This window comes from Brachybacterium sp. UMB0905 (assembly GCF_002871795.1).
GTDB lineage: Bacteria > Actinomycetota > Actinomycetes > Actinomycetales > Dermabacteraceae > Brachybacterium.
The window spans coordinates 1-610 of record NZ_PNHL01000043.1 but is presented as its reverse complement, the minus strand read 5'-3'; the positions used below and the strand labels follow the sequence as shown (position 1 = coordinate 610).

The window sequence follows — 610 nt, the reverse complement described above, 5'->3', positions numbered from 1 at the left end:
GCAGGCGCGAAGCGCTCACCAGCACCGATACACCCAAAACCCGCGTCGATACCCCAGAGAGGTCCAAGTCAGGTCCGATGTGGCGAGCCAGCCCAGCACGTCCTCGGGGAACAGGGCGCGCTGCTTGTCATACCCGGCCGAGGTGGGGGAGTGCAGCCAGCCGTGGGCTTCAAGATGTTCGGCGATCTCCTGCTGGAACGCTTTTTCCTTGGCGAGGTCCGATCCGCTCATGCCTGCTCCTGAAGATCATCCTGCAGCTGTTCGACGACGGGGCGCTGCTTGTGCGTGACATCGATCTGGCCCGTCACCGCGGCGGTGATGAGGGCGGCGCGGCGCTCCTTCGCGAGGGTGATGGCCGCGGTGATGTCAGCTTGGGCGGCCTCCACGTTTTGCCGTGCTTCTACAGCCTCGCCAACAAATTCAGCTTGCTGACGAGTGTTTAAGGCAGGAATCGGAAGACTGCGAAGGCTTGCGAGTGAAATGTTGCGCGCCAAACCAATCGCGCCAGATACTTCGATTTCGAGCTGTTCCCTATAGGTGGTGTCATAGCGTCGAAGCAACACCCCCGGTCGGCGGGGGTCTGATCGGTGGAGTGTGCGGATGGCGCGGG

General features: G+C 62.5%; 2 protein-coding genes. Both read right to left on the bottom strand.

Going from position 1 to position 610, the window contains the following annotated elements:
• Positions 1-15: 15 nt before the first annotated feature.
• Positions 16-231: a hypothetical protein gene (locus CJ197_RS14780; RefSeq protein ID WP_102237481.1), complete on the bottom strand. Its 216-nt coding sequence runs from the start codon at positions 229-231 to the stop codon at positions 16-18.
• On the bottom strand, positions 228-610 hold a 383-nt coding region (locus tag CJ197_RS15015), incomplete at its 5' end, for a restriction endonuclease subunit S (protein ID WP_369801563.1). The genes CJ197_RS14780 and CJ197_RS15015, both read right to left, overlap by 4 nt.